21 protein-coding genes are annotated in these 24,320 nt (G+C 54.6%); 10 read left to right on the top strand and 11 right to left on the bottom strand.

The window, feature by feature from the left end:
- Positions 1–7 precede the first annotated feature (7 nt).
- On the top strand, positions 8–1,396 hold the full coding sequence (pntB, locus tag ABGB15_RS11545; RefSeq protein WP_215723243.1) for a Re/Si-specific NAD(P)(+) transhydrogenase subunit beta: 1,389 nt from the start codon (positions 8–10) through the stop codon (positions 1,394–1,396).
- 86 nt (positions 1,397–1,482) lie between these two features.
- On the opposite strand, the gene uspE is transcribed toward pntB, so the two are convergent.
- From uspE to ABGB15_RS11515, 6 genes are all read right to left on the bottom strand, one after another.
- Complete coding sequence (uspE, locus tag ABGB15_RS11540) at positions 1,483–2,433, bottom strand: universal stress protein UspE (protein WP_215723244.1); 951 nt, start codon at positions 2,431–2,433, stop codon at positions 1,483–1,485.
- Positions 2,434–2,571: 138 nt separating this feature from the next.
- The gene (fnr, locus tag ABGB15_RS11535) at positions 2,572–3,324 is read right to left on the bottom strand and encodes a fumarate/nitrate reduction transcriptional regulator Fnr (protein WP_014070017.1); all 753 of its coding nucleotides are present in this window, start codon (positions 3,322–3,324) and stop codon (positions 2,572–2,574) included.
- 183 nt (positions 3,325–3,507) lie between these two features.
- On the bottom strand, positions 3,508–4,023 hold the full coding sequence (ogt, locus tag ABGB15_RS11530; RefSeq protein WP_152080951.1) for a methylated-DNA--[protein]-cysteine S-methyltransferase: 516 nt from the start codon (positions 4,021–4,023) through the stop codon (positions 3,508–3,510).
- Positions 4,024–4,032: 9 nt separating this feature from the next.
- Positions 4,033–5,559 (bottom strand): p-aminobenzoyl-glutamate transporter, encoded by a 1,527-nt coding sequence (gene abgT / locus ABGB15_RS11525; protein WP_276850844.1) that lies wholly within the window; start codon positions 5,557–5,559, stop codon positions 4,033–4,035.
- Positions 5,560–5,608: 49 nt separating this feature from the next.
- The gene (locus ABGB15_RS11520; protein WP_215723245.1) at positions 5,609–7,054 is read right to left on the bottom strand and encodes a M20 family metallopeptidase; all 1,446 of its coding nucleotides are present in this window, start codon (positions 7,052–7,054) and stop codon (positions 5,609–5,611) included.
- Entirely contained in the window at positions 7,054–8,364 is a 1,311-nt protein-coding gene (locus ABGB15_RS11515) for a M20 family metallo-hydrolase (RefSeq protein ID WP_152080954.1), read from the bottom strand. Before ABGB15_RS11515 ends, ABGB15_RS11520 begins: the two co-directional genes overlap by 1 nt.
- Before the next feature lie 175 nt (positions 8,365–8,539).
- On the opposite strand from ABGB15_RS11515, the gene ABGB15_RS11510 reads away from it, so the two are divergent.
- The gene (locus tag ABGB15_RS11510) at positions 8,540–9,451 is read left to right on the top strand and encodes a LysR family transcriptional regulator (RefSeq protein ID WP_152080955.1); all 912 of its coding nucleotides are present in this window, start codon (positions 8,540–8,542) and stop codon (positions 9,449–9,451) included.
- Positions 9,452–9,803: 352 nt separating this feature from the next.
- Entirely contained in the window at positions 9,804–10,367 is a 564-nt protein-coding gene (gene smrA / locus ABGB15_RS11505) for a DNA endonuclease SmrA (RefSeq protein ID WP_152080956.1), read from the top strand.
- A 9-nt stretch (positions 10,368–10,376) separates the two neighbouring features.
- On the opposite strand, the gene ABGB15_RS11500 is transcribed toward smrA, so the two are convergent.
- Complete coding sequence (locus ABGB15_RS11500; protein WP_313327094.1) at positions 10,377–12,035, bottom strand: methyl-accepting chemotaxis protein; 1,659 nt, start codon at positions 12,033–12,035, stop codon at positions 10,377–10,379.
- A 142-nt stretch (positions 12,036–12,177) separates the two neighbouring features.
- On the opposite strand from ABGB15_RS11500, the gene ABGB15_RS11495 reads away from it, so the two are divergent.
- The 4 genes from ABGB15_RS11495 (at position 12,178) to umuC (ending at position 16,372) form a co-directional block, all read left to right on the top strand.
- The gene (locus ABGB15_RS11495; protein WP_152080958.1) at positions 12,178–13,044 is read left to right on the top strand and encodes an aldo/keto reductase family oxidoreductase; all 867 of its coding nucleotides are present in this window, start codon (positions 12,178–12,180) and stop codon (positions 13,042–13,044) included.
- A 102-nt stretch (positions 13,045–13,146) separates the two neighbouring features.
- Positions 13,147–14,535, top strand: coding sequence for a Xaa-Pro peptidase family protein (locus ABGB15_RS11490; protein WP_215723248.1), 1,389 nt, complete (start codon positions 13,147–13,149; stop codon positions 14,533–14,535).
- Between the two features lie 156 nt (positions 14,536–14,691).
- Positions 14,692–15,126: a translesion error-prone DNA polymerase V autoproteolytic subunit gene (gene umuD, locus ABGB15_RS11485; RefSeq protein ID WP_152080960.1), complete on the top strand. Its 435-nt coding sequence runs from the start codon at positions 14,692–14,694 to the stop codon at positions 15,124–15,126.
- Positions 15,110–16,372 carry a translesion error-prone DNA polymerase V subunit UmuC gene (umuC, locus tag ABGB15_RS11480; RefSeq protein ID WP_215723249.1) on the top strand — a complete coding sequence of 421 codons (1,263 nt, stop codon included), beginning with the start codon at positions 15,110–15,112 and terminating at the stop codon, positions 16,370–16,372. Before umuD ends, umuC begins: the two co-directional genes overlap by 17 nt.
- Positions 16,373–16,452: 80 nt before the next feature.
- Here the strand turns inward: umuC and fhuE are convergent, their stop codons facing one another.
- The 3 genes from fhuE to ABGB15_RS11465 all read right to left on the bottom strand — a co-directional run bounded on the left by fhuE (position 16,453) and on the right by ABGB15_RS11465 (position 19,803).
- Entirely contained in the window at positions 16,453–18,621 is a 2,169-nt protein-coding gene (fhuE, locus tag ABGB15_RS11475) for a ferric-rhodotorulic acid/ferric-coprogen receptor FhuE (RefSeq protein ID WP_215723250.1), read from the bottom strand.
- Between the two features lie 167 nt (positions 18,622–18,788).
- Complete coding sequence (gene yajD, locus ABGB15_RS11470) at positions 18,789–19,136, bottom strand: HNH nuclease YajD (protein ID WP_152080963.1); 348 nt, start codon at positions 19,134–19,136, stop codon at positions 18,789–18,791.
- Positions 19,137–19,221: 85 nt separating this feature from the next.
- Positions 19,222–19,803, bottom strand: a complete 582-nt coding sequence (locus tag ABGB15_RS11465) for a nuclear transport factor 2 family protein (protein ID WP_215723251.1) — start codon at positions 19,801–19,803, stop codon at positions 19,222–19,224.
- 109 nt (positions 19,804–19,912) lie between these two features.
- Here ABGB15_RS11465 and ABGB15_RS11460 point away from each other — a divergent pair, with 109 nt between their 5' ends.
- From ABGB15_RS11460 to ABGB15_RS11450, 3 genes are all read left to right on the top strand, one after another.
- Positions 19,913–20,794 (top strand): LysR substrate-binding domain-containing protein, encoded by an 882-nt coding sequence (locus ABGB15_RS11460; protein ID WP_215723252.1) that lies wholly within the window; start codon positions 19,913–19,915, stop codon positions 20,792–20,794.
- A 130-nt stretch (positions 20,795–20,924) separates the two neighbouring features.
- The gene (locus ABGB15_RS11455; RefSeq protein ID WP_215723253.1) at positions 20,925–21,959 is read left to right on the top strand and encodes an LLM class flavin-dependent oxidoreductase; all 1,035 of its coding nucleotides are present in this window, start codon (positions 20,925–20,927) and stop codon (positions 21,957–21,959) included.
- On the top strand, positions 21,952–22,899 hold the full coding sequence (locus ABGB15_RS11450) for a zinc-dependent alcohol dehydrogenase family protein (RefSeq protein ID WP_215723254.1): 948 nt from the start codon (positions 21,952–21,954) through the stop codon (positions 22,897–22,899). Before ABGB15_RS11455 ends, ABGB15_RS11450 begins: the two co-directional genes overlap by 8 nt.
- On the opposite strand, the gene ABGB15_RS11445 is transcribed toward ABGB15_RS11450, so the two are convergent.
- A complete protein-coding gene (locus ABGB15_RS11445; protein ID WP_215723255.1) occupies positions 22,896–23,930 on the bottom strand; it encodes an AI-2E family transporter in 1,035 nt (344 codons plus the stop codon). The genes ABGB15_RS11450 and ABGB15_RS11445 overlap by 4 nt on opposite strands.
- Positions 23,931–24,320 lie beyond the last annotated feature (390 nt).

The following is a 24,320-nucleotide window of genomic DNA, read 5'->3' as shown; positions in this document are numbered from 1 at the left end:
GTAGCATATGTCTGGAGGATTAGTCACAGCCGCATACATTGTTGCTGCGATCCTGTTTATTTTCAGCCTGGCGGGGCTTTCCAAACACGAAACGTCTCAGCAGGGGAATAACTTTGGTATCGCCGGGATGGCGATTGCGCTGATTGCCACCATCTTCGGGCCGGACACCGGCAACGTGGCGTGGATTCTAGTGGCGATGATTATCGGTGGAGCCATCGGTATTCGTCTCGCAAAACGCGTTGAAATGACCGAAATGCCGGAGCTGGTGGCGATCCTGCACAGCTTTGTGGGTCTGGCGGCGGTACTGGTGGGTTTCAACAGCTATCTCTACCACGAACCGGGCATGGAGCCGATTCTGGTTAATATTCACCTGACCGAAGTGTTCCTCGGTATCTTCATCGGTGCGGTCACCTTCACCGGGTCGATTGTGGCATTTGGTAAGCTGCGCGGGAAGATCTCCTCTAAGCCACTGATGCTGCCAAACCGTCATAAGATGAACCTGGCGGCGCTGGTGGTCTCGTTTGCACTGCTGGTGATCTTTGTGCGTACCGAAAGCGTGGGACTGCAGGTGTTGGCGCTGCTGGTGATGACCATCATTGCGCTGGCATTCGGCTGGCATCTGGTGGCCTCCATTGGCGGGGCGGATATGCCGGTGGTGGTGTCAATGCTGAACTCCTACTCGGGCTGGGCGGCAGCGGCGGCAGGCTTTATGCTGAGCAATGACCTGCTGATCGTCACCGGTGCGCTGGTCGGTTCTTCCGGTGCGATCCTGTCCTACATCATGTGTAAAGCGATGAACCGCTCGTTCATTAGCGTGATCGCCGGTGGCTTTGGTTCTGACGGCTCTTCTACCGGTTCCGACGAGGAAGTGGGTGAGCACCGTGAAATCAATGCGGAAGACACCGCCGATATGCTGAAAAACTCGCATTCGGTGATCATCACTCCAGGCTACGGCATGGCGGTGGCGCAGGCGCAGTATCCGGTGGCGGAAATCACGGAGAAACTGCGCGCACGCGGGATTAAAGTACGCTTTGGTATCCACCCGGTTGCGGGCCGTTTGCCTGGTCACATGAACGTGCTGCTGGCGGAGGCGAAAGTGCCTTATGACATCGTGCTGGAGATGGATGAAATCAACGATGATTTCGCCGATACCGACACCGTACTGGTGATTGGTGCCAACGACACCGTTAACCCGGCGGCGCAGGACGATCCGCGTAGCCCAATCGCTGGTATGCCGGTTCTGGAAGTGTGGAAGGCGCAGAACGTGATTGTCTTCAAACGCTCCATGAACACCGGTTATGCGGGCGTTCAGAACCCGCTGTTCTTCAAAGAGAACACCCATATGCTGTTTGGCGACGCCAAAGCCAGCGTGGATGCGATTCTGAAAGCACTCTGACAGAGAAAACGTAGGCCGGGTAAGGCGAAGCCGCCACCCGGCAAAAAAAACCGCTGGTTTCCCGGCGGTTTTTTTCATCTTATGGCTCAATCGTCTTCTGGATCGTCCAGCTCAACCGGCGTCTGGTATTGATCCGGCTTAATGACCAGCAGGTCGCAGCGCAGATGGTCGATCACCTGCTCGGCGGTATTGCCGAGGAAAGCGGCAGAGATACCGGTACGGCCAATCGTGCCCAGTACCACAATCCCCGCCTGTAAATGTTCCGCCAGATCCGGAATCACCTCTTCAGGCAACCCTTTTTCCACGTGCGTCATTTTCTCATCAATGCTGAATCTTTGGCGTAGCGCTTTCATGGCCAGCAGGTGCTGACCGCGGATCGCGTCGTTATAGACACTCGGGTCAAATTCAGGCAGTTCGATGGCGATATTAATCGGTGTCACCGGATAAGCCCCCACCAGATGAACTTCGGTGTGGTTAACCTGTTCAGCAAGCTGAAGTGTCTCCTTGACCAGCTTTTCATTGAGCGAATTGTGATAATCCTCTTCACTTGCCAGGTTCACGGCCACAACAGCTTTTCCGCCTTCCGGCCACGGCTGGTCTTTCACCATCCATACCGGGCAAGGACATTTACGCAACAAATGCCAGTCGGTAGGCGTGAAGATCACCGATTCCAGCTTATCGTGCTGGTGCGCCATTTTCAGCAGCAGGTCGTGCCCACCGGCCACCACTTCCTGGATAATGGCTTCGAAAGGACGGTTATGCCAGACCACTTTAATATCGATGGGCACACCCGCTTCCAGGTAATATTTTGCCTGTTCGCGTATCCACGCAGTACGCTGGCTGATCACGCCCTGACGCATCGCGGTGCGCTCGTCAGGCGACAGAAGGGTGGTCATCTCATATGAGAAGTCATAGATCGGCAAAAACGCTTTGATTTTGCCGCCAATCCGTTGATGTAAATACACAGCACGTCGTAACGCTGGTTGATCGTCCTGATTAGGATCGATGGCCACCAGCATGTTTTGATACTTTGCCATACAGGTCTCCTTACAACTGACACCGCAGTCTGTAATTAAAAGAGTAACCTATATATCTTGAATGAAACAGGGGGGAAGTTTTTGCCAGATCAATAAATCAGGAAATTTATCGATCCGGCATCTGTCACAGGAGGAGGGTTATGCCACGTTGCGGGAATGGCCCGCCAGCACCGCCAGCGCTTCACCGTTTTCGATGGTGATGTATTTCCCTTTCACCGCCAGCATACCGCTTTTCTGGAAACGACCCAGCAGACGGCTGATGGTTTCAACGGTCAGGCCCAGGTAGTTACCGATATCACCACGCGTCATCGTCAGACGGAACTCACGCGGGGAGAAACCGCGCTCTGCGAAGCGACGGGAGAGGTTGTAGATAAACGCGGCCAGACGCTCTTCTGCATTCTTTTTGGAAAGCAGGAGAATCATGTCCTGATCGCCTTTGATCTCGCCACTCATAAGACGCATCATCTGCTGGCGCAGATTAGGCATCTTGCCGGAGAGATCGTCCAGCGTTTCGAACGGAATTTCGCAAACCATAGAGGTTTCCAGCGCCTGAGCAAAGCTCGGGTGATGGCCAGTACCGATGGCGTCAAAGCCAACCAGGTCACCTGCCAGATGGAAGCCAGTGATCTGCTCATCACCCTGTTCGGTAATGGTGTAGCTTTTGATGGTGCCAGAACGGATTGCATAGAGCGATTTCAGTTCGTCTCCCGCTTTAAACAGCGTCTGCCCTTTCTGAATTGGCTTTTTGCGCTCGATGATATTATCAAGCTGATCGAGTTCATGCTCATTCAGGGTAAACGGGATACAGAGCTGGCTGATGCTGCAATCCTGGCAATGGATAGCACAACCGCCAGACTGAATGCGTCGTATAATTCGCTTTTCCGGGATCATAGGTTTGCTCAAGCCTTAATTGATATTGGTCAATTTTAACATCTTTTTGGTAAGTACGTAAGCCTGGCAAACCACCAATAAGGACAAGAGACGGCAACGTGTCGCCATCTTCTTGAAATTCCACAAATTGATTAAGGATTTCTGGCCTAACCGGAAGAAAATTAAGCACTAAAAGCCTGGAATCTACAGCAAAAGATACCCTTCGTGACGCAGCAACCACTCTTTACGCTGCACGCCTCCGGCATAGCCCGTCATGGTGCCGTTACGCCCAATCACGCGATGACAGGGAACGACAATACTGACCGGATTTGAGCCGTTTGCCGCACCCACCGCGCGGGCTGCACCCGCACGGCCGAGCTGCTCGGCGAGCTGGCCGTAGTGCATCACATGTCCACAGGGAATGCTGCGCAGCGCCTGCCACACTTCACGCTGGAACGGCGTGCCTGCGGTGGCCGTTGGCAGAGTATTAATGATGCTGAGATCGCCCTCGAAGTACGCCGTCAGTTTATCGCTCAACCCTCCGGGATTAACGGCACGGATACGTTCAAAACCCTGCGCGCGATAATGAATGGTGAGCAGCTCTTCCATGCGGTCGCTGTGTTCTTCCCACTCAACGGCGCGCAGATTGAACTGCTCGTCCGCGATAACCCACAGCGGCCCAAGCGGCGTCGCAATTTTATCTTCGAGTAATCTCAGCATCGTCATTCCTTAGTTCAGCCTCGGGTATATCCCCGGCCCAATCGGCAGGCCGACAAGATACCACGCCACCAGCATCACCAGCCATACCCCTAAAAAGATAAGCGGATACGGCAGGACCAGCGAATAGTAGGTACCCAGTTTGGCCTCAGGTTTATAGCGCTGCAGGAAGCCCAAAAACAGCGGGACGAACGGCGATACCGGAGCCAGCGGGATCACCGACGAGTCGGCGATGCGGAACAGGATCTGCGCAAAGGCCGGGTGGAACCCCAGCATCATAAACATCGGCACGAAAATGGGTGCCAGAATCGACCAGATCGCCGAACCACTGGCAATAAACATACACAGTAGCGATGACAGCAGCGCCAGGCCAACAAACGCCGGAACGCCGCTTAAACCAGCCGCTTCCAGCGCATCGGTCAGGCCGACGGCCATAAACTTGCCCATGTTGCTCCAGTTAAACATCGCCACGAACTGCGCCAGCGGGAACACCATCACGATAAAACCCGCCATCTCCTTCATCGGCTCAATCATCAACTGCGGCAGGTCACCCTGACGGCGAATTTTGCCGGTGGCGATGCCATAAGCGAGTGAAACGACAAAGAAAAAAAGAATAATCAGCGGCACAATGCCCTGGATAAACGGCGAGGGCAGGACGGTATGCTTAACCGGATCGCGCAATACCCCGTTTTCCGGCACCACCATCAGCGCCACCAGAGCGATAAATGCCAGCGAGACCATCCCGGCCACGCGCAGGCCGAAGCGCTGCTCTTTGCTCAGCGTCTCCAGCTTTTCATCGCTACGGCCTTCCCATTTACCCAGTCGCGGTTCGATGATCTTATCGGTAATCAGCCCGCCGACAATCGTCAGGACAATCACCGAGCTTGCCATAAAATACCAGTTGTCGATCACGCTGACGTGCATTGCGGTATCAATGGTTTTCGCCGCCTCCGTGCTGATACCGGAGAGCAACACATCGGTGGTAACGATCAGCAGATTCGCGGTAAACCCACAGCCCACACCCGCAATTGCCGACAGCAGGCCCGCCACGGGGTGACGACCGACGGCGAGGAAAATCAGCGCGCCCATCGGCGGCATGATCACCAGCGCGGCGTCAGAAGAGATGTGGCTGAAGAAGGCGATAAACAGCACCATATAGCTGGCGTAACGGGCGCTGACGTGAGAGGCCATTTTCACCATCAATGCCGGCAGCAGGCCCACGCGTTCAGCCAGCCCGGCTCCCAGCACCAGCGCCAGGATCGCGCCCAGCGGCGCAAAGCCGCTGAAGTTTTTAATCACGTTCGGTAAAAACCAGTGCAACCCTTCAACACTGAGCAGGTTTTTTACCGCGACCAGACTTCCGTCTGCCGGGCTGCGCACGCTGACGTCAAAAGCGGAGAGCACGGCAGTGGCGACCATTAAAATCACAATCAAATAGATAAAAAGCAGGAAAGGGTGTGGCACTTTGTTGCCGATCCTTTCAACCCAGCCATAGAGCTTACCGGATGGGGAATGCGAAGGTATGGATGACATACTCATGGGCGTTCCTCGGGACTGTTGTGTTGTTGTGTTGTTGTGTTGTGTTTTTTTATTTTAAAGGTGACGGTGTCACGCCCTGTGGGATCGGACACACGTACGGTTTTTCTGTGATGTGTTGTTCGAATTCTTCCCGGCATTTGTTTAGCAATTCTGCATCCTGCAGCAGATTAAGCGCGGTAGCGCCCAACACTTTTCCCGCCAGCAGCATGCCTTTATGGGCGATGGCGGTGCGCCCCTGTGCAACAAGCTGCCAGGTATGCAGCGGCGTGCCGACGGTAAAGCAGGGGCTGAAGCACTGCGCCACAGGCATCTTCCAGCTGACATCGCCTACATCGGTTGAGCCTGCCAGCACGTTATCGGTGATGGCATAAGGCGCAACCTCATCCACCAGCAGCGTCTCCTGCTGACGACGGGCAAACGCTTTACCGGCTTCGCCACCCGTTGCGGCAATATTTTTGAGGCTGTTTTGCAGGTCGTTGGGCGTCAGCGTGGCGCGGATCTCACGGGCAAATGCGCGTTCTTCTTCTGTCCAGTCCGGCGTACCGTAGTGTTGTAACGCGCGGTACATTGCCGCTTCGAGCGTGCGGTTCGGCAGGTAACTGGAGCAGGCTTTATCAAAACGGCACTCGACGGTGGTTTCGGTCATCATCGCCGCACCCTGGGCGATTTTCTCGATGCGTTGATAGATTTGCTGCGCGTCGGCCATCTCCGGGGCACGGATCAGGTACAGCACCTCGGCCTGGGCCTGCACCACGTTTGGCGAAATCCCACCAGTATCGGTAATGGCGTAGTGGACGCGCGCTTTCTCGATAATATGTTCGTTGAGGAAATTGGTGCCAGTGGTCATCAGCGTGACCGCATCCAGCGCGCTGCGTCCCAGGTGAGGGGAGTTTGCCGCGTGAGCCGCTATGCCATGAAAGCGCCAGGCGACCTGAATATTGGCCAGCGTACTGACGTTAAACATCCCGGCAAAGGCTTCCGGGTGCCAGGTAACAGCGGCATCAACGTCGTCGAACAACCCCTCGCGCACCATGAAGGTTTTCCCGGAGCCGCCTTCTTCACCAGGACAGCCGTAAAAGCGCACCGTTCCGCTGCCGCCGTGTTGTTCGAGCCAGCTTTTCACCGCGACGGCACCCGCAAAGGCTGCTGTACCCAACAGGTTGTGCCCGCAACCGTGACCGTTCGCGCCCGGCGTGGAAGATTGCGCGGTAGCGCAGTGCGCCTGCTGGCTTAATCCGGCCAGCGCGTCGTACTCACCGAGCAGGGCGATAACGGGTTTCCCGCTGCCGAAGCTGGCAATAAACGCATTTGGAATGCCGCCCGCTTCGCGCGTGAGGGTGAACCCTTCAGCTTCCAGCGCGCTGGCGAGGCGCTCGGCTGACCAGAACTCTTCGAAACGGGTTTCAGGATGATCCCAGATCGCGTCGGCAATCTCGGTAAACGTTTGACATCGTGTGTCGATCGCATCTTCAATAAAAGCGTAGTTTTCCTGCATTACACACCTCGCGTCCACGGAAAATTGAGCGCAGTACGCGCCAGCGTTTCGACTGCGACGGTCATGATGTTCTCGTCAAAATCGAATTTTTCGTTGTGATGTCCGGCGCTCAAATCGGTGCCAAACACCATATAGGAGGCCATTCCGCCGCTCTGCTGCACGCGAGCCATCATCAGCGTGGCATCTTCGGAGCCTGCCGGGGCTTTGACCTTATCAATCGCCTGCGTCACGCCGGAAACCTGACCGGCCTGTTCGCGCAGATAGTCGACCCAAGCCGGCGTTGGCGCGCTGGAGGTTGCCGCCCCCATCAGACGCATCTCTGCTGTGACGCCATAGAGTGCTGCTGCGCCGTTAATCACGGATTGCGCACGTTCGAACACGTACTGATTGATCGCTTCGCTTTCACCGCGGGTTTCAACTTTAAGCAGTGCGTTTGCGGGTACGACATTACGCCCGCTGCCCGCCTGCATTACGCCGACGTTGACGCGGGACGCGCCTTCGCTATGCGGGGCAATGCTGTGCAGGGCAAGCGCGGCCTGCGCCGCCGCAAGCAGGGCGTTACGACCCTCTTCCGGCTTGCCGCCTGCGTGTGCCGCCACGCCCGTAAACCGCACGTCGAATTTGGTGGTGGCCATAAAGTTATCGCTGCCGCAGATCACCGTTCCGGCAGGGACGCCAGTACCGATATGAATAGCGGTAAAGTAGTCCACGCCGTCCAGGGCCCCGGCTGCGACCATCGCCCGCGCGCCGCGCGTGCCTTCTTCGGCGGGCTGGAAGATCAGCCTGATCGTGCCGTTCAGCTGCGCTTCGTTCTGTTTAAGAACCTGTGCCAGACCCAGACCAATGGTGGTGTGACCATCGTGGCCGCAGGCATGCATCATCCCCGGATGACACGAAGCAAAGCCCTCCCGGAACGGGCGGTGGCTATCGTCAAGGGCTTCGCTCAAATCGAGCGCGTCCATATCCACGCGAAAAGCCAGCGTCGGCCCAGGGCGGCCGGTGTTCAGGGTTGCGACGATACCGGTGAAACCGCCTTCAAACGGGGCAAGCCACTTCTCCGGTGCCCCTTGTTCGCGGGCACGGGCAAATTCCTGCGCCAGCGTTGCCTCATCCGGTAGTCCCATCCGGCTTTCCGCGTCAATCACGTCGCGGCCCATCGCCAGTTCATAACCCAGGTTATCTAAAATCTCCGCGACTTTTGCCGCCGTGCGAAATTCCACCCAACCGGATTCAGCGAAATGGTGAAAATCACGACGCCATGCGGTGAGTTGCGGCATTAACGTCTGGATGTTGTGCGCCAGTTGATCCATATCTTTTCCTGTCATCATTAAAATATGTGAACTGCTTCACGCTGTGATAGTTTTTACTTATCACTAACCGTTTTTTCACAGTTTTAACCGTTCAGGAATTACCCTCGCACATCCCTTTCCATTAAAGTAGATGACAGTTTCTTTACTCTGATAAACAACGGTTATCGGTCGGGCTATGTCATTTCAGATTAAATTTCATCAGATTCGCGCCTTTGTGGAAGTGGCTCGCCAGGGCAGTATTCGCGGTGCCAGCAGGACGCTTAATCTCTCGCAACCCGCATTGACCAAATCGATCAAAGAGCTGGAAGAGGGAATGGCGGCACAGCTTTTCGTGCGCAGGAGTAAGGGCGTCGCATTGACAGAATGCGGTGAAGGGTTTTATCAGCGCGCCAGGCTGATTCTGGAGGAGCTGCGTGCCGCGCAGGATGATATCCGCCAGCAGCAGGGGCAACTGGCCGGGCAAATCAATATCGGGATGGGAGCCAGTGTTTCGCGCACGTTAATGCCCGCGGTGATTACGCGCTTTCATGCTCAGCATCCGCAGGTCAACGTGCGGATTATGGAAGGGCAACTGGTATCGATGATTAATGAATTACGTCAGGGTGAGCTGGATTTCACCATTAATACCTATTATCAGGGACCTTACGATCACGAATTTACCTTTGAAAAACTGTTTGAAAAGCCCTTTGCGGTATTTTGTCGGGAGGGACATCCGGCTATTGGAACAACATCCATTAATGACCTTTTACATTATAACTGGACCATGCCTACGCCGCGGGGGAGTTATTATAAGCAATTAGAAGATGTGTTTAGCCATCTTTCACAAGTACCGCGAATTGGGATCGTCTGTGAAACTTTCTCCTCCTGTATAAGCCTGGTTGCGCAAAGCGATTTCTTGAGTATTCTGCCGCAGGAGCTTGGCTGTGATCCGCTTCTGGCCCACCGTCTGGTGATGCTCCCTGTCGTCGAATCGCTGCCTAAAGCAGCTTATTATTTAATTCAGCGTCGTGATTCCCGGCAGACGCCACTGGCTGAATCATTAATAACGCAATTCAGAAGAGAAGCGCGAAAATTAATTTCACAATAAAATTAAAGAATAAAAAAACAGAGTCTGTCCGACATCAGACAGACTCTATAGTACACACAGCAGTGCGTCCTTTCGCGGAGCCCACGTGTTATATCCATTAGGCAGGTTAATGTAGTTATAACAGTTTTCGGTCAAAATGAAAGTCACTGGAGTGATTGATTTCACGAAATTTTAACTTAAATTTTGTATGTTATCCCGGCTGAAATTTTAGTTAAGGGCAGTTTAAATTTCGGGCACACGCTTTTATTTTTATCAGCGTAATATTTGTTCACTGTGTGTGACGCCAGCCCGTTATTGAGGCCCATCGCTGCCGCAGGTATAGTACAGGCTCAGATGTAGCCGGAGGATTTCCATGAACCCTGACGACAAATCACTTTTTCTTGACGCCATGGAAGATGTCCAGCCCCTGAAACGTTGCACGGATATCCACTGGCAGCAAAGTCGTAATACCCGGACCCGCCAGGACATCGATACCGAACAGCTCGACAACTTTCTGACCCTGGGTTTCCTGGAGTTATTGCCGCTTGAAGAGCCGCTGGCGTTCCAGCGCGAAGGCGTTCAGCAGGGCGTTATTGATAAGCTACGTTCCGGTAAATATTCCCGTCAGGCGAGCTTAAACCTGTTGCGACAGCCCGCCGAACGCTGTCGCCAGATGCTGTACGCCTTTATCCGTCAGGCCAGTCGTGACGGGTTACGAAACCTGATCATTATTCACGGGAAAGGGCGCGAGCAGAATTCGCATCCTAATGTCGTGCGCAGCTATCTGGCACGCTGGTTAACCGAGTTCGAAGAAGTGCAGGCGTTCTGTGTGGCGCTGCCGCATCACGGCGGCAGCGGGGCTTGCTATGTTTCACTGCGAAAATCCGACGAAGCGAAACAGGAGAACTGGGAACGGCACGCCAAGCGCAGCCGTTGACGACACGGTTTAGAACGTTTCCCAGTTATTGTCGCCTGACGCACTGACCGTGGCCGGGCGCAACAGCTGCGGTGTTTTTGTATTTTTCGGGCGCGGGGCGGCGTTTTCCTGCACGTTCAGGCGGAATGCCGCCACCGCCTGACGCAGCTGTTCGGACTGATCTTCCAGTGCGGCAGCGGCCGTAGCGGATTGTTGCACCAGCGCGGCGTTTTGCTGCGTCACGCTGTCCATCTGCGACACGGCCAGGCTTACCTGTTCAATACCCCGGCTCTGTTCATCGGACGCCGAGGAAATCTCGCCCATAATATCGGTCACGCGGGTGACGGCGGCAACAATCTCCTTCATGGTTGCTCCTGCCTCGCTCACCTGCTCAGAACCGGTACTTACCCGGCTGACGGAGTTCTCGATAAGCCCTTTGATCTCTTTCGCGGCCTGCGCACTGCGGCTGGCCAGAGTACGGACTTCACCTGCCACGACCGCAAAGCCGCGCCCTTGCTCCCCGGCACGCGCTGCTTCCACCGCCGCGTTGAGCGCCAGGATGTTGGTCTGGAACGCGATGCTGTCAATCACGCCGGTAATATGCGCAATTTGCTGTGAACTGTCGGCAATTTCGGTCATAGTGCGAACAACATTATCGACCACGTGACCACCGCGCGCGGCGGTTTCAGAGGCATTTTTTGCCAGCAGCGTGGCCTGTCGGGCGTTATCGGAGTTCTGCTTAACCGTTGCGGTCAGCTCTTCCATGCTGGCGGCGGTCTCCTCCAGCGAGGCGGCCTGCTGCTCGGTACGGGCGGAGAGGTCATTGCTTCCGGCTGCAATTTCGCCTGCGCCAGTGTAGATGGCGTCAGTGCTACCGCGCACAGCGCTGACCGTACTCACCAGTGACAGCTGCATCTCATGCAGACCGGCTGCCAGCTGGCCCATTTCATTGCGGCCAGAGATATCGACATTTTGCGTGAGATCGCCCCCCGCGATGGTGCGGATGTGGTTCATAATGGTTTTGAGCGGTTTTAACAGCAGATATTGTAAACCCTGCCAGATCACCACCAGTACGGCGATAACGGCCAGGAAAATGGCTGCCAGCGTCCACTGCATCTGGGTAAAGCTGCTCTGATTTTCTTCGGCGGCAGCTTTAAGTAACGTGTTGTTTTCGGAGCGCCAGCGGTTGTAGACCGCTTCCATATCATCCTGCGCCTGCTGGGCATCCAGGTCGCCATACGCCTGATAATTGTCTGCACGCAGATACTCAATCGACAGACGCATCACTTCATGCATCTGATTCCAGGATTTCTGCATCTCCTCGGTTAATGCCGCGTTTTGGCCGTTAACCTGCGGCATTTTCTGCCAGTCTTTGTTATAGGCTTCGGCTTTAGTCAGGGACTCACTGGCCGTACCCAGCAGCGTGTTGATAGCGGCCAGGGAAGCAGGATCGCGCTGGTTTTTCAGGTAGCGGATCGCCACGCGTGTGATGGTGACGCGTGTTTTGACCAGCGTATTGACGCTGTCGCTCAGGCTTTCCTGCTGGGCATTCAGAACGCCGGAGTTCTGGAAATTATGGCGATCGTTGTTAACGGCGGAGTAGAACAACCCTCCCGTGACAACTTGCAGCAGACAGAATATGGTGAGAGCAAAGATAATACCGGTAATCACGTGCAGATTTTTCAGCATAGCGGTCGTCCGTTATAGAGGCAGGGGTTACACAACTACTATCGTCGTAGCGAAATTAAACTTTAATTTAACTATTGCTTAACTAATGGTTCCGTCACGGAACCTGTTGTAAATCCGGATCATTTTTATGAGGAAGGTCGACATGAGTAGCACTGATAAAAGCGGAACATATGCCTTAGGAACCCGTACCGTTAAGCGGCTCGGCTATGGTGCGATGCAGCTTGCCGGGCCTGGGGTTTTCGGCCCGCCGAAGGATAAAGAGGCGGCGCTGGCGGTGCTCCGCGAGGCGGTGGCGTCGGGCGTTAATCACATTGATACCAGTGATTTTTACGGCCCACATGTCACCAATCAGCTTATTCGCGAGGCACTTCATCCGTATCGGGACGATTTGACTATTGTGACCAAGATTGGTGCCCGGCGTGGCGATGATGCTTCCTGGCTACCCGCCTTTTCGCCGCAAGAGCTGACGCAGGCGGTGCATGACAACCTGCGTAATCTGGCGCTGGATGTGCTGGACGTGGTTAATTTGCGGATCATGTTTAGTACGCACGGCCCGGCAGAAGGATCGATTGCAGAGCCGCTGACGACGCTCGCGGAGCTGCAGCAGCAGGGGCTGGTCCGCCATATCGGGCTGAGCAACGTAACCGCTGCTCAGGTCGCGGAAGCGCAGAAGATCGTGTCCGTTGTTTGCGTACAGAACATGTACAACATTGTGAATCGCGGCGATGACGCGCTGGTTGATTCGCTTGCGCAGCAGGGGATTGCGTATGTGCCGTTCTTCCCGCTGGGCGGGTTTACACCGCTACAATCTTCCGGACTGCAGGCGGTTGCAGACTCGCTGGGCGCAACGGCAATGCAGGTCGCGCTGGCATGGCTGCTGCAGCGTTCGCCGAATATTCTGCTGATCCCTGGCACATCATCCGTGGCGCATCTGCGGCAAAACCTGGCTGCGGCAGATCTGGTGTTGCCACCTGACGCGCTTGCTACGCTGAATTCGCTGGTAGATTAACCACTGCATGGGCAAAGCCCGACGGGAGCATCCGGGCTTTGTGTTTCTGCATACCCCATCTGGTCGTTCTGACGGCTACCATCCAAACGTGAAGGATAGAATATGGATTTTAAGACAGTGAAGTTGCAGGCCATACCCGCGCCACAGGGATTTCCGGATGTGCCGCCCGTGCCGCTCTCGGATGCCACCATTCAGACACGTAAAGACAAACTTCTTACAGGCATGAAGGCTGAAGGGTTTGACGCCCTGATTATTTATGCCGACAAAGAGCACGGCAGCAATTTCGAATATCTGACCGGTTTTATTCCTCGGTTTGAAGAGGGACTGCTGGTTCTGAAGAAGAGCGGGGAGGCGGCCGTTATTCTCGGCAATGAAAATCTCAAAATGGCGGCGCATTCGCGCATTCCGGTGGCGCTGAAGCATAGCCCTTATTTCTCATTGCCCAATCAGCCAATGGATAACGAAAAACCACTGGAAGCGTTATTCCATGAACTGGGTCTGCAAAACCTGGCGCGCATTGGGTTAGTAGGCTGGAAAATGTTTACCGCGACCCACGCAGATAATAAGCAGTTCTTTGATTTACCCTGTTTTATTGTTGATGCCATCAGAAACAGCGTTTCTGCCGGTGCGGTCATTGAAAACGCCGCGCATCTTTTTATTGGCGGAGATAACGGCGCGCGTATCACTAATAACGCCAACGAAATCGCTCACTACGAGTATGGCGCAAACCTCGCCTCGACCTGCATGCTGAACGCCATGAATGCCGTTGAGCCAGGTATTCGCGAGGCAGAGTTAGGCCATTATCTTACGGCGGAAGGCCAGTACAATACGGTCGTGACCATCGCGGCAGCCGGGCAACGCTTTGAAAAAGCGAATCTTTATCCGACATACAAGCCATTGCAACGTGGTCAACCGCTTTCCATGACTACCGGTTTTAAAGGCGGATTATCCAGCCGTACCGGGTTCATCATTGCCGACGAAAGTGAGCTGCCGACAACGCAGAAAGATTATCTCAATCGTGTAGCAAAACCTTATTTCGCTGCCATCGTGACGTGGCTTGAAAATATCCACATCGGCATGAAAGGTGGCGAAATATATTCACTTATTGAGAATGTTCTTCCTAAAGAGAAATACGGCTGGCATCTGAATCCGGGCCATCTCAGCGCCGACGAAGAGTGGATGTCATCCCCCATTTTTAAACACTCTACACAAACGCTAAAAAGCGGCATGATCCTGCAGATCGATATTATTCCGTCCGTGAAGGGATATACGGGCACCAGCGCTGAGGAGAGTATTGCCCTGGCGGATCGTGAACTTCAGGCTGAGATCCAGCGTGCCTGGCCTGAACTTTGGGCGCGCATCGAAACCCGTAAGCGGTATATCGTTGACGTGCTTAACGTTAAACTGAGTGACGACGTCATTCCGCTATCCAGTACGGTCGCCTATTTACGGCCTTTCTTGCTTGCGAAGGATAAAGCGTTAACCTGCTGACCATACCTGACCCGGCATGGTGTGCCGGGTCAGATGCCTGAATTAAATCTCCTCAGAGTTCAATACGTTTGCGTTGTAAGTCCGGAAAGTGCCTTGATCCCTGCCAGTAATCCGTAATACTGTATTTATATACAGTACAAAGCAGGAAAGGCATTTATGAGCACTCTCTTTTCTTATCATCCCCGGCAATACGTTGAATTACCGCTGTTTGTCGAGCGCGTTGCCTGTGGCTTTCCAAGCCCGGCGCAGGATTATATTGAAGATCGTCTCGATCTTAACCGGCTGGCGGTAAGGCATCCCAGCGCGACGTACTTTGTGAAGGTCAGCGGGGATTCCATGATCGGGGCAGGGATTGGCGACGGCGATCTGCTGGTGGTCGATCGGTCACTGGACGCCGGGCATGGCGATATCGTTGTGGCAGCCGTGGCCGGAGAATTTACGGTGAAAGAGCTACAAACCCGTCCGGTGCTGAGGCTGGTTCCGCACAATGCCCGCTATCAGCCTATTACGTTTCAGTCCGAAGAAGAGTTGCAGATCTTCGGTGTCGTCACCCATACGCTCAAAACGCATAAACATGTTCGCGCTGGTTGATGTCAATAGTTTCTACGCCTCCTGTGAGACGGTGTTTCGCCCCGATCTGAAAGGAAAGCCCATCGTCGTGGTGTCCAATAACGACGGCTGCATTATTTCACTTTCGAAGGAGGCAAAGCAGTTCGGCATAAAAATGGGTGAACCGTACTTTAAATTCAAGGAGAAGGACTATCCTTCGCGGGTGTACGTCTTTAGTTCAAACTATGCGCTGTATGCCGATCTCAGCAGCCGCGTGATGCAGACGTTGACCGATCTCGCCCCGGCGATAGAGATCTACTCCATCGATGAGGCGTTTGTGAATGTCTCCGGCATCAATAACTGTATGCCGCTGCAAGCGTTTGGCCAGCAAATGCGTAATCAGGTGTTTAAAAACACCGGACTACACGTTGGCGTGGGGATTGCGCCAACGAAGACGCTGGCAAAACTGGCTAACCATGCGGCAAAAAAATGGCGAGGCACCGGCGGGGTGGTTGATCTCTCGGATCGCGAGCGGCAGCGAAAATTGCTGGCGATTGTTCCGGTGGAAGAGGTGTGGGGCGTCGGGCGACGCATCACGAAAAAACTTAACGCTATGGGAATAATCACCGCGCTGGACCTGGCAAAAAGCTCGTTGTGGGTGATCCGAAAGCATTTTAATGTCGTTCTGGAGCGCACGGCGCGCGAGCTTCGCGGTGAACGCTGTCTTGAGCTGGAAGAGTTTAGTCCGACCAAACAGCAGATTGTCTGTAGCCGCTCTTTTGGATACCGCATTACGGAATACGTTGAGATGCATCAGGCCATTTGCGCTTACGCTGAACGCGCGGCGGAAAAGCTGCGAGGTGAGCGCCAGTATTGTCGTCTTATTAGCGTGTTTCTGCGCACCAGCCCGCACGCAGACAATGAAGTGTATTACGGCAACCAGGCCTCGGCGATCCTGATGACGCCGTCAAATGATACGCGCGACATTGTGCGGGCCGCGACCAGCGCTCTGGAGCGTATATGGGTTGACGGGTATCGCTATATGAAGGCAGGGGTGATGCTGGCGGATTTTTTCAGCAGTGGCGTTGCACAGCTCAACTTGTTTGATGACAGTCGTCCGCGCGCAAACAGTGCAGCTTTGATGGAGATGATCGACAGCCTGAATCACTCCGGGAGAGGGAAGGTGTGGTTTGCCGGGCAGGGGATTGAGAAACCCTGGGCGATGAAGCGCGAAATGCTGTCACCGGCGTATACGACGAGATATGAGGAGTTGTTGGTCGTGAGGTAGAGGATGACGATGTCGCTGGCTTTGTGCCCAGGGATGTCGCGACGCCCTGTGGCACAGGGCGTCAACGTGAGACGATTCGGTCAGAAGGCGTAGCTCATGCTCACCGAGACGCTACGCGGTTCGCCATAAACTGCGGAGTCATCAAGATAAGAGTAGTATTCCCGATCGAACAGGTTTCTGACGTTAGCCTGCACCGCCAGCTGTTTAGTCAGCTGATATTGTGCGAACAGATCAACCAACGGGTAGCTTCCCTGATACAGGCGTTGGGTCTCTCCATCCGGGCCGGTGACATCTGTATACACCCGGTTCTGCCAGTTAACGCCACCGCCTACGGTGAGGTCAGGAAGCACCGGCACACGATAGCGGCTGAATAGCTTCAGCTGTGTCTGCGGGGCGAAGCTGTTGAAGCGGCCATCCGAATCACGGGCAACGTATCTGGTGGCGCTGAAAGTCAACTGCAGGTTATCGGTGACGGCACCGTTCACTTCAAATTCCGCGCCTTTGCTCACCGCACCTTTTGTGGCACGGTACGCCTGTTCGCTGGAACCGTTGACGAATTCACCGCTGATGGCCTCCGCCGCGTTCTCCTGTTCAATGCGGAAAAGAGCAACGTTAGTCGTCAGGCGACCATCCATCCAGTCAGCTTTCAGACCAGTTTCATAGTTTTTCCCGGTTACTGGCGACAGCCATGCACCGTCTTTAGTGCGTTTGGTTTGCGGGGCGAAAATCGAGGTATAGCTGGCGTAAGCGGAAAGGCTGTCGTTAATGTCATACACCAGGCCGCCATAAGGTGTGGTGTTGTATTTACGCATATCGCCGCTGCTACCGTCAGAACTGTACTGGGTATAGCGTGCACCAACAATCAGCGACAGGGGATCAGCCAGTGAGAAGCGTGCCGCCGTGTATGCCGATTTTTGCCGCACGATATCATCTGAGTTCAGATACCAGTCGCCCCACTCAGGTTCAGCAACGCGACCGTTCCAGTTATTGTTAAAGATACCGATCTGGTCACTATCCATCGGTCCGTCTTTACTGAATGTGGCGTTATGCTGGCGGCTGTAGCTGGCACCCGCCATCAACTGATGCTGACGGCCGAGCAGTGCGAAAGGACCGCTGGCGTAAGTGTCGAAAGAGTCCACGGTGCGCTTGCCGCGATCCTTACTCCCCCAGCCGGATGCCCCTTCGCCGGTGCTGGCGTCCGGGTTGCCCATAATATAAAGCAGCGTGTCGTTAAAGGTCTGTTCACCGTGGGTCCCGTTGAAACGGAATGACCAGCCGTTATCCCAGTTGTGGGTGAGGTTAGCGAACACTTTACGCGACTCGACGGTATACCCGGTCCAGTTCGCCGAGGTATTGACGTTGCGATCGTAATGGGTGCGAGAGCCATTGCTGTACAGGCTGGGTAAACCGCCCCAGGTCGGGTTAGCGGTATTCGTTTGCTGATAATCCCAGCCCAGCGAGGCGGTTGTGTGATCAGTAAGGTCGGCTTCAACGACGCCATAGAGAAACTTCTTGCGCTTACCGTACCGATCCAGCCAGCTGTCCTGATCCTGATAACCCGCAACCACGCGTCCGCGAAGGCTGCCGTCGGTATTCAGCGGCGCAGAGACGTCGCCCACGTAACGCTGTTTATTCCAGCTACCGTAGCTTGCGCTGACGTTGCCGGTGAAGGTTTTACTCCCGGCGCGTTTGCGCACCATATTCACCGTTGCGCCCGGATCGCCTGCACCCGTCATCAGGCCGGTTGCGCCGCGCACCACTTCGATGCGTTCGTAAATTGCCGTATCTTCCTCCGCATCTCCGAAGTTCCATGCGTCACCCATTGACGTCGGGATCTCATCGTAGGCGAAATTCGTAATTTCAAAGCCGCGAGAAAAATAGCTTGAGCGCTCACTGTCGAAGTGCTGCGACGAAATGCCGGTAGTATTCGTCAGCACCTCGTCGACGGTTTGCAGATTCTGGTCCTGAATACGCTGGCGCGTCACCACGCTAACGGACTGTGGGACATCGCGCGGTGCCAGCAGCATTTTCGTTCCGGCACGCGTGGTTTTCACCGCGTAATCCTGTTGCTGATCGGCGCTCGCATTTGCCTCGCCGTAGACCACCATCTCTTGTTCGTTTTTGTTCTCAGCCGCCTGCGCCGGATGCATCACGGCCTGCATCGCCAGCGCAAGAAGTGAAAAAGAAAACGGTTTATACATCGCCCGTGCGGGCGTTTTCCCGTGGTTACCCCTGCCATTAAGAAGCATGATTTTACCTGCCAGTCGTTGTTGTTTTATGCAAATCATTCAAATAAGAATGGCAATGATAATTATTTGCTTTATCGCATGCAGGTAATTCTGTAAGTTAAATGTAAATAAATGTATATTTGTGAAAGTTCAAGGCGTTACTTGCTGCCACCCGCGTCATGGCTGCATTATTTCTTCTTACCAATCATCGCCTTCAGATCAGCAAAAGGATTATACGTGGCGGCACCCACCTCTTTTTGCGCGTCTTCTCCCGCCACAACGGTGGTGCCGTACTGATCGGCTTCGGTGTACTTTGAATGTTCGTGATCGTGGCAATACAGACACAATAATTCCCAGTTACTGCCATCTTCGGGGTTATTGGTATGATCGTGGTCGATATGATGAACGGTTAACTCACGCAGATTTGAATAAACAAACTCCCGTGAGCAGCGCCCACAAACCCAGGGATAGATTTTGAGTGCTTTCTCACGGTAGCCACTTTCAAGCCGCGCGTAGTTTTTGGGGATCAGAGCCATTGTCGGTATTACCTGTCATAAAAAGATAAGTGACAATATATCCCATAACGGCGGAGAAGGAGAGGGCTGGCGTGCTCCTCCAGCGTCAGGCAGACAACCAGCGACGGCCCCCGGCTTTCATTTTTGCTTCCAGCTCACTGCCGCGTGTGGCAAATACACGCCCGAGTGGAAATCCGCTCTGTTCCAGTAAATAAGCCAGTGCTGCATATTCACGCGGGTATTTTGCAACAATGTGCTGGTCAATCCCGACCGGGCCGAACGGGAACGTAAATGTGCCCATATCGTAAATACTCTGGCGGTGAAACAGCTTCCACACACCCTCTCTTTTTTCCGCCAGATCATAAAAACGATTGTGGCATTCACAGCCAATATTCAGTTTGACGTTCTCAGCGATGATGATGGCATTCGTTTCGAGGATAGCCTTATTACCGCTGTCATTGAACGTCACTGCGGGCGTTCCGATCATGTGTTTGGTGCGCAAATCCGAGGCCCCCATGCGCATTGAGCCATTGACAAACTCGCTCGCCAGCCCTTCAAACCACGTGATTTCAATGGTGCCGTCTGGGTGGAAAAGGTTGCGTAGCGGTTCCCATTCACCTAAATCGCGGTGCATCCAGCCATTCATCAGATCGTTAAGCTGCTGTCGGTCGTCATCGTGATTATGCATTGTGATAGCTCCTGTTGGTTGACTGAATTCAGTTTGCCGCGAAAACAGGATAAACTGAAATATATAGATATTACTGATCAATCATTTTTAATGATAACCGGGGTAAGGTATGGAACTGCGCCACCTGCGTTATTTTTTAGCCGTCGCCGAAGAGGGGCACTTTGGCCGCGCAGCGGAGAGACTTAACATCGTTCAGCCTGCGCTCAGTATGCAAATCAAAGCGCTTGAGGCTGAACTGGGCGGGGCGCTGTTTGTGCGTACCAGTCGCCGGGTTGAATTGACTGATGCTGGCGTCCTCCTGCAGACCGAAGCCCGACGAACGCTTGAGCAGGCAGAGCACACCCGTCTCACCGTAGAACGCGCCATGCGCGGGGAAACGGGGCGGGTGAGGGTTGGATTTGCCGGGAATGCCATCTTTAGCGGAAAACTGGTGGCCGACCTGCGTCTTTTTCACCGGCGCTTTCCAGATGCAGAACTGATGATTCAGGAAGTCGGCCCGCAGGAGCAGGTCGAGGCGATCCGTGGCGGGCATCTGGACATCGGCTATACGCCAGCGCATAGCAACGTTTCGGCTCCGGATATTGCCGTCAGGCGCATCGGAGACTGGGAAATCCTTGTGGCAATGACGGAGGATCATCCTCTCACACAGCAGGCATCCTTAACGATCGACATGCTCGCCGGGCATCCGCTTATTCTTTATGACGCTCACGACGCCCATGAACATCTGTTTATTATGCTGACCCGCAGGCTTGGGGAAGCGTGTCAGGTCGCGTATCGTTCCGGCAGCACGCTGAGCATTCTGGCTATGGCTGCCACCGGGTTGGGGCTGGCATTGGTTCCTGCACCTTTACAGCAGGTACATATTCCGGGCCTGGTCTATCGTCCTCTGAACGAGCCAGACTTAACCGCTAACCTGGTGCTGATCAGTCGGGAACAGGAACCGGGTGAAGCGGTAAAAGCGTATCTCGGGCTGGTGACCGGAGCCGCCTGATTTGCGTCCGGGGTGCAGGCCGCGTATTTCAGTCAATTTATTTGATGCAATCAGTGAAATAAAGGGCATTTATTCTCCTCAGGTAATGCGTAAAGTGAGGGAACCCGAAGCAGAATCAGGATAAATGATTATGAAAAAGATCGGATTTTTGTCATTTGGCCACTGGACGCCGTCGGCGCAGTCTGCCACCCGCTCGGCTGCCGATACGCTGCTGCAATCCATCGATCTGGCTGTGGCTGCCGAAGAGTTGGGTGCAGACGGCGCGTATTTTCGTGTGCACCACTTTGCCCGTCAGCTCAGCTCGCCGTTTCCGCTGCTGGCCGCGGCAGGCGCAAAAACCAAACGTATCGAAATTGGTACGGGCGTTATTGATATGCGTTATGAAAATCCGATGTACATGGCGGAAGAGGCGGGTGCAGCGGATTTGATCGCCGGGGGACGTCTGCAACTGGGTATCAGCCGTGGCTCACCGGAGCAGGTGATCGATGGCTGGCGTCACTTCGGTTATGTACCGCAGGAAGGTGAAAGCGAATCAGATATGGCGCGCCGCCATACTGAGGTGCTGCTGGAGGTACTGCGCGGTGAAGGCTTTGCCAAACCCAATCCACAACCCATGTTCCCGAACCCGCCGGGGCTGCTGCGTCTGGAGCCACACTCTGAAGGCCTGCGCGATCGTATCTGGTGGGGAGCGGGATCGAACGCGACGGCCGTCTGGGCCGCAACGCTGGGCATGAACCTGCAAAGCTCAACGCTGAAAGACGATGAAACCGGCGAACCTTTCCATATTCAGCAGGCAAAACAGATCCGCGCGTATCGGCAGGCCTGGGCGGAAGCCGGGCATTCGCGTCAACCACGCGTCTCCGTCAGCCGCAGCATTTTTGCCCTGATGAACGATCGCGATCGGATGTATTTCGGCTCTGGCCGGGACGACAGTGACAGCGTCGGTTTCCTTGATGAGAAGACGCGCGCGATTTTCGGACGCAGCTATGCTGCAGAACCCGACAAGCTGATCGAACAACTGAAACAGGACGAAGCCATTGCCGAAGCGGATACGTTATTGCTGACCGTCCCGAATCAGCTGGGTGTCGATTACAACGTGCATGTTATTGAATCCATTCTGAAGCATGTTGCGCCCGAAATGGGCTGGCGCGATCGCAATGAATAATCTCGCCCTCTGGTATCGCCGTTTTGGCGAGCCCGAAACCGTTTTGCAGCCTGAAATCTCCACGCCTGATGCGCGCCAGACGGGGAACCTCCGCGTGCGCATGCTCTTTTCTCCGGTCAATGCATCCGACCTTATTCCCATTACCGGCGCGTATCGTCACCGGACGCCGCTACCGGCAATAGCAGGCTATGAAGGGGTTGGCATTGTGACCGATGCCCCTGCAGCGTTCGCGCACCTGCCGGGTACACGCGTTTTGCCGCTACGGGGGCAGGGAACCTGGCAGCGCTATGTGGATTGCCCGGCAGAGTATGCGGTCCCCGTCCCGGAGGATATCGACCCGCACCTTGCCGCACGGGCCTATATCAACCCGCTGGCTGCGCAGATGATGCTGGCCCGCTATTCGCCGCAGGGAAAACGCGTGCTGCTCACGGCCGCCGGATCTGACTGTGCCATTTTACTCGGACAGTGGGCACGCCTGGCGGGGGCCGCGGCGGTATATGGTATTCATCGTTCATCCGTCCATGCTGAACGGCTGAGTGCCATGGGCATTATCCCGATTGCACAACATGATACGGCAGGAGTACGGGACATCGCCGCGCGAGCTGATGTGGTGTACGACGCCACAGGCGGCAAACTGGCGGAAACGATCCTGAGCGTAATGCCGGAACAGGGCATTTTTGTCTGCTACGGCTTGCTCTCCGGACAGACGTTCCGGCAGCAGCGGGCGTTGCCACGCGTGGAGTGGTTTCATATACGCAACTATCTTGACGCGCTAAGCGTGGAGGCGTGGCAGGCGGAGTTTCATCGTATCTGGCCTAAGCTGCGTGCCAGCCAGTACAGCGATGTCGCGCTGTACCCTCTGACGGAATGGCAGAGGGCGCTGAGTGCGTATCGTGAAGCTGGCAGGATCGGCAAACCCATGCTGGTGATGGAGCGCTAGTGGTGATCCATATCGCTCAATAAGACAGCGATACTTTGCCCGCCTGCCGTTTGCTCAAGGCCAATTTTTGCAATGATGGTCAGCGGGACAGAAAGCAGCATGCCGACCGGGCCAAGCAGCCAGCCCCAGAAAATCAGGGACAAGAATACCACAAGGGTGGAAAGCCCCAGCCCGCGGCCCATCATGCGCGGCTCCAGAATGTTCCCGAACACAAGGTTAATGATCAGATAGCCCGCCAGCAGAACGAGGGCATCGTAAAATCCGCTGAAAACCAGTACCTGAAGGATCGGCGGGATCGCGGCCAGTACGGAGCCAATATTGGGAATATAGTTGAGTGCGAAGGCGAGCAATCCCCAGACGAACGCAAACCGGACATCCAGTGCGACAAGCATGCCCCAGACGACTATCCCCGTCACCAGGCTAATGGCGGTTTTTAACACCAGATAGCGCGAGACGCTGTCCAGTGCGCGCTGAATCGCTCCCATTCCTTCCACCGGGCGAACCATGATCTGCTGCAGCTTCGCGGGCAGTTGTGGCACTTCCAGCAGCATAAACACGACCGTCAAAAACAGCAGGAAAATGGAGGTCATGGCATTGGACAGCTGTGCCAGCAGACTGGTAACGATCGTCATTGCAGCGTTTGGGTCGATATATTTCAGCATCTCATCAACGGACACCTCAATGCCTGCCCGCTGCAGCCAGGGTTCAATTTGCAACAGAGGGATCGCCAGCGATGAACGGTACTTGGGCAGGGTGCGCGCCAGCTCGTTCAGGGACGTGCCCAGGTAGGCCACCAGCAGTACCATCGCGATAATTATGACGCTGATAAGCACTGATATCGCCAGTACGCGCGGCACGCGCAGCCGCACCATGCGCTGCACCAGAGGGTTAAGGATCACGGCGATAAACAGCGCCAGGATAAAGGGCACAATAATGTCGGCCGCAAAGCGGACGCCGGTCAAAATGACCACCAGCATGCCCAGCATAATGACAATCTTAAGCCCGTTCAGGGTAATGATGGGTTTAGCCATGGAAATTCCTGAATAATATTTTTATTTATAATAGATGCGAAAGCCTTCGCAATAAACTAACCAAAGTCAAACAGAGTGGGTAAAGAATTGAAAAGACTTTGAGTAAAAACCTGGCTTATGATACAAATCAGGCGTGTTCAACTACTGAGGACAATTTTCATCCGCAAAGACGAGAAGCAACACCGCGGATAATTGTAATTTTATGGACAATTTGTTCAGGACGTATTTTTCAAACAACACCGCTGTATATTCCACCTCTTTCTGCCTTCTTTCTGGTGAGCAACACTGGCGCACCGCGCTATAGTCACATCTTCTGCCTGAGCTGGCGCTATGCGCTTAGCTACCTGATTTAATTTCATATTTTTGGGTTTGCTGTCTACGGCGAGCCTT

Origin of the sequence: Enterobacter sp. MALB-1, from assembly GCF_041021625.1 — a bacterium.
Lineage (GTDB): Bacteria > Pseudomonadota > Gammaproteobacteria > Enterobacterales > Enterobacteriaceae > Enterobacter > Enterobacter oligotrophicus.
The sequence above is the reverse complement of the archived record's forward strand: the minus strand, read 5'-3'. Positions and strand labels throughout refer to the sequence as shown.